The sequence below is a fragment of the Rosenbergiella gaditana genome (assembly GCF_018494065.1).
Lineage (GTDB): Bacteria > Pseudomonadota > Gammaproteobacteria > Enterobacterales > Enterobacteriaceae > Rosenbergiella > Rosenbergiella gaditana.
In genome coordinates this window covers 1-7,888 of sequence record NZ_JABBFR010000039.1, presented here as the reverse complement: position 1 = coordinate 7,888, position 7,888 = coordinate 1, and the positions used below count along the sequence as shown (strand labels likewise).

Sequence of the window (7,888 nt, the reverse complement as noted above, 5' to 3'; positions counted from 1 at the left end):
CCTGACGCCGGAAGAGTCAGAGAAGAGATATCATTTTTACTGTAAAACCGTGGCCAATATTACTTGACCACTACACTATGACCCGGATTAATCAACTTACCGTCTATTAGTTCTCTATCCGGTTTCGGGAAGACCGTGATTAAGCCTTTTTGATCCTGCCCTATCATATAATTATAGGCAGCCCGTTGTTCCGGGGTCAGTTGTTCTATTAGATCAGCCTTACCAGACATTGCTACGCTAAAGACATAATCCCGTTCAGATGACGAAAGGTTGTCTAGCGCTGTTTTTGCTGCTCCGATACCCAGTAATGCACCGAGCCCTTTCTCCACGACCATATTTCGACATGTGGCGACTTCAGCACATGCTGTAACGCCGAGTCGTGCCACGGCTGATAAACTGTTGTTCTCAACAACAACTCTTTCCGACGTTTACTTAGCCAGCGTACACCATTTTTCCCTGTGCTTTCCGTGAGTTACAACCCATTTTTCCTGCTGCAGTTACCGAGCCAACTTTTTTGCCCCGACGCGCTTTTTCAGCCCCAGACACGCTACCGCCCTGCCCTGGCATCACGCCTGCACTCGGCCATTTTAACAACATTGCTGCCCCTGTCATTATTCGTTTTTAGCCGCAACCCGTGGGCGCGGCTCAGCTTGCCTGAGCAGGGAACGCGGGTTTTGCCCGTGCGGGCGGCAGAGAGCCCGCTAGCGCCCTTTGGCGCTCTGAGGCACCTCTGCATAACCGGACGTTGAGTGTGCATGACCACGCCACACTGGGGCGGGGGCAGACTGACCGCAGGTCAGAACAGCGCTTGCGCTGGCCCGAAGGGCGAGCCTCAGGAAGAGGCGAGTAACCTGGCGAGGCGGGAACGAGCAAGGAGGAACGACTGCGAGCCGCCGCAGACAGACGCAGCGGGCGGGCATAACGCCCTTAAGTGGAGGCCGAAGGCCGACCTGCCTTATGGCTGTTGGCTGAACACGAGGAAGGGACGGCGGCCGCACCCAGTGCCGAACGCCGGGGCGCAAGACATAATGTGTATTATGCGATACGAGCCGCAGAACGCGGCGAAGAGGAGCTGTGCAGGCGGGCGGCGAGCTTCGCATAATACCCGCACATTATGTTGAATGGCCGAACAGCGGCCACACCTGAACGGGCATATTGCAGATGACTTACGCCGCTGGACGGCCATTTACCCCCGCGCACTCGGTAGGTGATGGCGGCAGGAAGCGGCAAGGACGCCGCGCTCTGCCGGGCACGGGACAGACCCAGCTTACAGAAGGTACCGCTAACTTCTGTTGTAACGGCCTGCTATTTTGCGGGATGTATGCAGCACACGCAGGATACGAACCACGGTTTCTTCTGCAACATAGATGATGATGAACGGGAAGCGGGGAACAACCAGCTTACGCTGTTTCGCAGTTTTCCCGGCCTTAACGCCTGCCTGCGGGTTTTCCCTGAGGATATTAACCATGCTGACAAGCCTGTCATCTGCCGAGCTGGCTACCGACAGCCCGGCTTCCTGATACAGATAACGGAAGATCGCTTCTCTGTCTGCCTTTGCCTGGATCTCCCACTGAACGTCTGATGTCACAGCTTACCTCGCGCAGCCTGCGCTTTCAGTTCAGCCATGTGGCTGTTCATTTCATCATCGCTGATGAACTGGCTTTCACTTTCATCATAGCGACTGAACGCCTGCGTTATCTGCTGTTCCAGCCAGACATCGTACTCACTATCCTGATACTGCCGTTCTTCTGCTGCAAGTTCTTCGGCTCGCTGGCGCATGAGTTCAGTTAGACTCATCTTCTGACGTTCTGCTGCCTGCATCGCTAGGCGCTTCGTTTCATCGTCTATTCTGAAGTGGATTGTGCTCATCCTACACTCCTTTCTGTGGTGTCGTTCGTGGTGTCATTATGACCTTTATTTTTTTACCTGTCAGGCTTTTCTTCTTCACGCTGCTCCGCCGGATGCGTACTCCCATGCACCGCCTGCAACGCCCGGATACTCACCTGCGTATAGATCTGCGTACTCTCCACGCTTCGATGCCCCAGCATCGCCTGGATCCATCTCAGATCTGCGCCGTTCTCCAGCATCTGCGTCGCCATCGCGTGGCGGAACAGGTGACAGCTTCCCTTCTCTATTCCCGCCGCTCTCAGGTAAGGCACGACCGCTAAGGTGATACCGTTCGCCGTTAACCCTGCCAGGCCATCCATCGTCAGGAACAGCGCCCGACAGTCTGGCACGGCTAGGATGTCTGGACGAACCTGCTGCAGATAACGATTCAGCCATCTTAGCGCACGCTCGCCCACCGGGACCACCCGGTCTTCCTTGCCTTTACCTTGCACGATGGTCAGGATTTTTCGGTTGAAGTCCGCACTGTAGATCTCAAGGTTGGCAACCTCGCCACGCCTGATCCCTGTTGACCACAGCAGTTCAAGTAGCGCCCTGTCGCGGATACCCTGCAACGTACTCAAGTCGCACAGATTCACGATCTCCTCTACCTGCTCTACGCTCAGTATCGTGCGCGGCAGGCGTTTTTCCAGTCGCGGTAGCTCAAGGTCGGCCGCTGGGTTTGCCAAGATAATGCCCTGTTTTGCCAGCCAGCTGAACCACACCTGTAGCGGCTGTAACGTGGTGCGCTGGGTGCGGCTGGTCAGCGGCTCACCGTTCAGCTTGCGGTACTGATACAGATAGCGCTGGTAACTTTCCAGTACTGGCCGGGTCACTTCTGCGGCATAGCCGATACCCCGTTCCGTTGCCCAACAGATAAAGCGGTAGCTGTGATGGGTCTGTACTTTTAAGGTGGTTTCTGACCAGTGCCGCTCTCTGCGCCAGCGCACGAACCGCAGCAGCAGCGCGTACAGGCTTTTCGGGTCATGGGCCGGACCGATCGGCTGGCGGTAGATATCATCAACAGTAAGAAGACGGTTTGAACGGGGTTTGCGGTTGGCCATGGTGACACTCCATTGTCAGGGCTGGTGCGGCCTGAAGCAGGCGGCTAGGAAGAGGTGTTAGATAACAAGGGCGAAGGCGATAAGGGCACTTTATTTTTCTTTCTGATTACTGCGTTGTCAGCAACCCCGACCGGGTCCGCCGCGAGGTCTTGTCCGGTCTGCTCTGAAGCGGATTTTCTCCCTCCCGACTGACCGCCGACCGCATCCCGACCAAGGGACGACCATTTGCCATCTTTATCCGACCGTAACGTTTTGCCCTTGCTATCCGTTGCCGCTGTTGTTGTGTCGTCCACATCCAGCAGGCCGCACAGATGCTCCTCTTCACCACTACCGCCGTCCCATAACAACGTATATTCATAGGTTAAGCCGCGCCGGTGCAGCAACAGATATTCCATCTCCAGCAACCTTGCCAGGTGGATTTTCAGCTGGGTATCGCCCCAGCCCAACGAAGCGCGTACATCACGCCGGGTAAAGTGCAACTCGTTCGGCTTCACTGCCTGTCTCTCTGCCCATGTCTTCACCTGATCATGCAGCAGTACCAGTAACTTGCGCGTCTGTGGCGGCATCTCGTCCAGCGTCCGACCCAGCACCTCATGCGCCAGTCGGTTCGCCAATGTAATATCAGACGGCACCACCTCGATATACTCCAGCCACTGCCCCCTGTGCTCGACTCGCTTCACCTCCCGCTGATACTGGTGCAGCAGGGCCACACTTTGTATCAGCGTCAGGTACTTCATATGATCGCGCCGGGTGCGGGTTTTGTCACTCAGGAAGGTAAGTTTTTCTGCGTAAGGATTGACCACCTTTAGCGGCCGCAACAGCCGCTGTGCATTCTGGTGCAGTCGGGTTAGGTAACTTTTTTCCGATGTGGCCAACAGCCCTTGCAGTGTCTGTGCCTTACGCTGCATCGCATGTATTGCCTCGGTCTGCGCTCTGGACTCGTTCACGGTCAGCACCAGGCAGCGGTTGAGTAGCTCTTCGTCCACATCGCTGGCCGTGGTGGTTAACATCAGCATCACCGGTCCCTGAACGCGGTACTCCCGCGTCACCAGTTCGCCGGATGATTCGTCCTTGGCAGTGCTGGCGATTTTCAGTTCCCCGTCCGACTGCAACAACTTCAGCGCATAAGCTGCCTGCCTAACGCCCTCCTCCTCTGCTATCGCTAGGATTTTGTGCTGAAGGGAGGTTTCTCCTAGATAGTACAGGCTCTGCCCGGTCATGGCTGAGTACTGGATACGTTCTTCTTCCGGTATCAGACCCAACACGGCATCCATCAGCGAGGATTTACCCGCCGCGCTGGAAGACTGGATTAACACGGCCAACGGCTTATCCAACTTGCGCGAGGTGGCCGCCAGATAACCCGTCAGTAAGTTCGACGACTCCCCGACTACGCCGCAGGCAGCGAGGTCGGCCACGATGCGCTCTGCTAGGTCGGGGGATTTTAGCAGCGCCAGCGCGACGATTTCTTCGTCACCCGATACCGTCACCACTGCGGAGGCCTGTTCCGCTTCCGCCGCGTTCAGTCGTTCACCCTGCTGCTGTTCCAGCGCCAGCAACACCCGACCACATTCACGTTTTATCACCGATAACTCACAGGCCAGCTCGGTTGCCGCACAGCTCACATACCCTTGCCGCTGCTTCGCGTGATACATATCGAAGCTGTCCACATGCAACGCCCCGGTGGATTCATCCAGCACCTGTACATTGACCTTCATCACCTCACTGATTGGATTCTTCTGCCAGCCCCGCACCCGCCAGACGCGAGGGCCACAGCGCAACAACAGTTCGCCCGATGGCATGATGTCGCAGGCGATGGAAGAGATTACAGCAGGCTGTGAGGCCGGTTGGGCCGCTAAAAAAGAAGGGGGTTCATTGCGGGTCGTCACGGTTTCAGTTGCAACAACAGACTCGCTATTCATTCGAACTGCTTGTTCCAGTGCCAACGCCAAGGCTGATTCAGGGCTGCCGCTTTTCACCGCATAGGCATTCGCATCCAGTCCCTGTGGGAACCGTACCCGCCAGGCCTCGATGCCACAACCGCTAAGTTGTTCAGCCACGGCTTGCGCGCCCCCATCCCCGGCCTCGTCCCGGTCGAAGGCGATCAGCACCCGCTTTACGCCGTGATACTGTAACGCCGCCAGATGACCAGCGGTAAAGCCATTGACCCCGAATGCCGCGATTACATTGCGATACCCGGCACACCAGAAGGTCATGGCGTCGATCAGCGCCTCACACAAGATAACTTCTGAAGACGCTTTCAGGGCGGCTTCGTTCCAGATCCCGGCCAGCGGTAAAGGTAAGTAGAGATGCTTTGCCGATCCCTTGAGGACCAGATGATCGGCCATCGTGCGCCGCCCGTACAGCTGTAACACCCGGCCACGATGTGCCGGATCGACACTTTCAGACCCGCCAACTACTGGCACCACCAGACAGCCACGGAAGTGATCTTGGTGGTTAGATTCGCGTATTACACCCAGCTGTTTTAAGCGGCTGCGTAACGCTTTACCTGTCTTCGAGTACGGTGAAGGGAGCGCACCCGCTACGCCATGTGCCCCGGCGAAGCCCAGCCGGAAGTGGCTAATCAGCTCCGGATGATTTAGGCCGCGCTTCTCCAGCCAGACCAGCGTATCAGGTGAGTTAAGCAGATTTTGGTGATACCAGTTGACGACCTGACTGAGTAACGCCTGGCCGTCGTCGTCTAAATCGGTCAGAGTCTGGCGAGCAGGCGGCGAAGCAGGAACGGCGACAGCTAAAGAAGACGCTGAACCGGCTAACTCTCGCAACCGTTGCAGTGTCTGTGGATAGGTGAGCCGTTCAGTGTGTTGCAGCCAGTCCAGCACCGACCCCGCCGCCCCCGCAACCAAAGCAGTGATAGAGGTTTTTGCCCGGCGAGATAACGCAGGAAGGAGTTTTCTCGGTGTGGAAGGGACAGAGTACAACGAAGTCTTTGCCCTGCTTACGCAGCGTATAGCCTTGTGATTCGGCTAACACCTCTAACGGCACGGTGTGCTTTAGCTGTTCCAGTTCTTTTGAGGCCATCCTTGCCATTACTTCGCTCCTTCAAAAATACGTCAAGGTCTTTATTGACCTATTTTATACAGGTCTATATGATGGTTTCAAGGCGTATTTTTCAGGGAGTCATTTACTATGTGCCATAAACAACTTAACTGGCTTTGTTTATCCATGACTGATTTTGGTAAAAACCTCTCTGCTATTCGTAAGCAGAGGCAGCTTACACAGCTTGAACTCGCTAACTTTCTGGAAGTTCAGCCGCGAATGGTGGGACGCTGGGAACAGGGACAGGCAAAACCCCAGTTTGATTATGTGATTAAACTGGCTCAGATACTTGAGGTCTCTATAGACCAACTGGCATTTGGTGAACAGGGACGAGAAAAAGCTGTATTTGATATTAAAAACAAGAGATTAAAGGAACTTTGTAAACAGGCAGATTCGTTAAAGCCTGAAGACCAAGAAGTAATATGTCGCCTTATGGATATGGCGATTAAGCAGGACAGGTTAAAACAGATTATCAGCTAATAGACTAATTATTGACGCGGGGCTGAGGTGCTCTAACACCCTAGCCCCGCTAACCACAACCAACTAAGCAGGAGTTGATTATGGCTAAGACATATCATAAGCCAGAGACAGGCACACCCACAACTCAATCAAGGCGTTATACCGTGGGATATGTTCGGGATCACATTAAACATCGGCCTTCACCATCGATCACGCTACGGGGTAACTGGATGGGAGAGCTGGGATTTGAGACGGGCAGGAAGGTTGAAGTGAGTTGTCAGCAGGGAGAGTTGATTATTCGGCTGGCTGAGGAGTGATTGGCGGGTAATAAGATCCCGGCTTGATGGCCGGGATTTAAATTTAAATTATTCCGAGAGATTCAGGCAGCTCTCTGACATATTCACTTCTATCACCGGAATATTCTTTAGATATGCTTCTAAAAGTATTAGCCAAATCATTTCTATCCTGCACATCCATGAGCTGAAGTTCAGAAGCCATTTGTTCTAAAGCCTCTACAGCCAGATCGGGATCAAGCATCCCTTCATGTGTGAACTCTAAAAAAACAGCAAGATCTGCAATAACCTTAACGAGTTTAATATTGTTATTCATTGACGACTTTCACCTCAATATTTTTAATACCTAACTCATCGAACATTTTTTGTGCCCGATTGGCTTGAGCTTGGGTAGGAACTTCCCATCGACCTGTCATCCCATTATTTTTAAGAGCTTCTGATTGGCGAATTGCTTGATCTTTAGCTTTTTGAGTAGTAACAACAGATATTTTACGATCAATCATTACATTACCATCAACCCCGTCGAAACGGACTGGTTTATTTAAACCATTAGCATCAACCCGATCAATACTTGGTGCCTGTCCTTTCTGAGTTTCGATATTAGAACGAGCGCCTGAAGCGGAATCATTGTAGTCTCTAGCCCTCTGACTCATGCTTGCATTTTCATCGACCCATTTAACTTTAATCTCATCACTGGCCTTATTGATCAACTTAGACGCTTCAGTCACATCTCCTTTTACCAAAGCTTTTTCTGCCGCTTTAAGCACACCTGAAGCAACACGCTCTCCTGGTATAAGGGATGCGGCCACGTTGAGATAATCCAGTGCTGACTGTGCCTCAGCGGCGCTTTTGATGGTTCCGATAATCGGTAAAAAATCCGCGCCTGTTGACAGAGTATTTTTCAGCGCTTCACGCCGTTCCGTGTACATCTTCACAGAGCAGGCTTCAGCACTCATTCCGCCGCAGTTTGCCTTCTTATAGCGCTCGTTTTCGGCCTCAACGTACTCACCCGCCTTCTGCTCCACCGTCTTGCCTTCAGACTGCGCCTGCGCAATATCACCTAACGAGTTATTCTCAACCGTCACCTTCCCGGTCTGCATCCCCGATACCGCACTCGCCGTATCGCCTCCC

9 protein-coding genes and 1 pseudogene are annotated in these 7,888 nt (G+C 53.7%); 2 read left to right on the top strand and 8 right to left on the bottom strand.

Translation table 11 applies throughout. The features are described 5' to 3' along the window. Window positions 1-59: 59 nt before the first annotated feature. The 6 genes and pseudogenes from HH682_RS15125 to HH682_RS15100 all read right to left on the bottom strand — a co-directional run bounded on the left by HH682_RS15125 (window position 60) and on the right by HH682_RS15100 (window position 5,996). Window positions 60-335, bottom strand: coding sequence for a hypothetical protein (locus HH682_RS15125; RefSeq protein WP_214238315.1), 276 nt, complete (start codon window positions 333-335; stop codon window positions 60-62). Between the two features lie 97 nt (window positions 336-432). Further along, window positions 433-597: a hypothetical protein gene (locus tag HH682_RS15120; RefSeq protein WP_214238314.1), complete on the bottom strand. Its 165-nt coding sequence runs from the start codon at window positions 595-597 to the stop codon at window positions 433-435. A gap of 685 nt (window positions 598-1,282) precedes the next feature. Next, window positions 1,283-1,588, bottom strand: a complete 306-nt coding sequence (locus HH682_RS15115; RefSeq protein WP_214216012.1) for a type II toxin-antitoxin system RelE/ParE family toxin — start codon at window positions 1,586-1,588, stop codon at window positions 1,283-1,285. Further along, window positions 1,585-1,869, bottom strand: a complete 285-nt coding sequence (locus tag HH682_RS15110; protein WP_214216011.1) for a damage-inducible protein J — start codon at window positions 1,867-1,869, stop codon at window positions 1,585-1,587. The genes HH682_RS15115 and HH682_RS15110 overlap by 4 nt, the downstream gene beginning before the upstream one ends. A gap of 53 nt (window positions 1,870-1,922) precedes the next feature. Continuing rightward, window positions 1,923-2,948: a site-specific tyrosine recombinase XerC gene (gene xerC / locus HH682_RS15105; protein WP_214238313.1), complete on the bottom strand. Its 1,026-nt coding sequence runs from the start codon at window positions 2,946-2,948 to the stop codon at window positions 1,923-1,925. A 44-nt stretch (window positions 2,949-2,992) separates the two neighbouring features. Continuing rightward, window positions 2,993-5,996 (bottom strand): annotated as a pseudogene (locus HH682_RS15100) (CHC2 zinc finger domain-containing protein). Between the two features lie 99 nt (window positions 5,997-6,095). Here HH682_RS15100 and HH682_RS15095 point away from each other — a divergent pair. Next, complete coding sequence (locus tag HH682_RS15095; RefSeq protein ID WP_214238312.1) at window positions 6,096-6,485, top strand: helix-turn-helix domain-containing protein; 390 nt, start codon at window positions 6,096-6,098, stop codon at window positions 6,483-6,485. Window positions 6,486-6,565: 80 nt separating this feature from the next. Continuing rightward, window positions 6,566-6,781 carry a SymE family type I addiction module toxin gene (locus HH682_RS15090; protein WP_250318727.1) on the top strand — a complete coding sequence of 72 codons (216 nt, stop codon included), beginning with the start codon at window positions 6,566-6,568 and terminating at the stop codon, window positions 6,779-6,781. A 43-nt stretch (window positions 6,782-6,824) separates the two neighbouring features. On the opposite strand, the gene HH682_RS15085 is transcribed toward HH682_RS15090, so the two are convergent. Together HH682_RS15085 and HH682_RS15080 are read right to left on the bottom strand one after the other, a co-directional pair. Next, window positions 6,825-7,073, bottom strand: coding sequence for a hypothetical protein (locus tag HH682_RS15085; protein ID WP_214221123.1), 249 nt, complete (start codon window positions 7,071-7,073; stop codon window positions 6,825-6,827). Continuing rightward, window positions 7,066-7,888, bottom strand: an 823-nt coding sequence (locus HH682_RS15080; protein WP_250318726.1) for a VENN motif pre-toxin domain-containing protein, incomplete at its 5' end; no start/stop codon positions are given. The genes HH682_RS15085 and HH682_RS15080, both read right to left, overlap by 8 nt.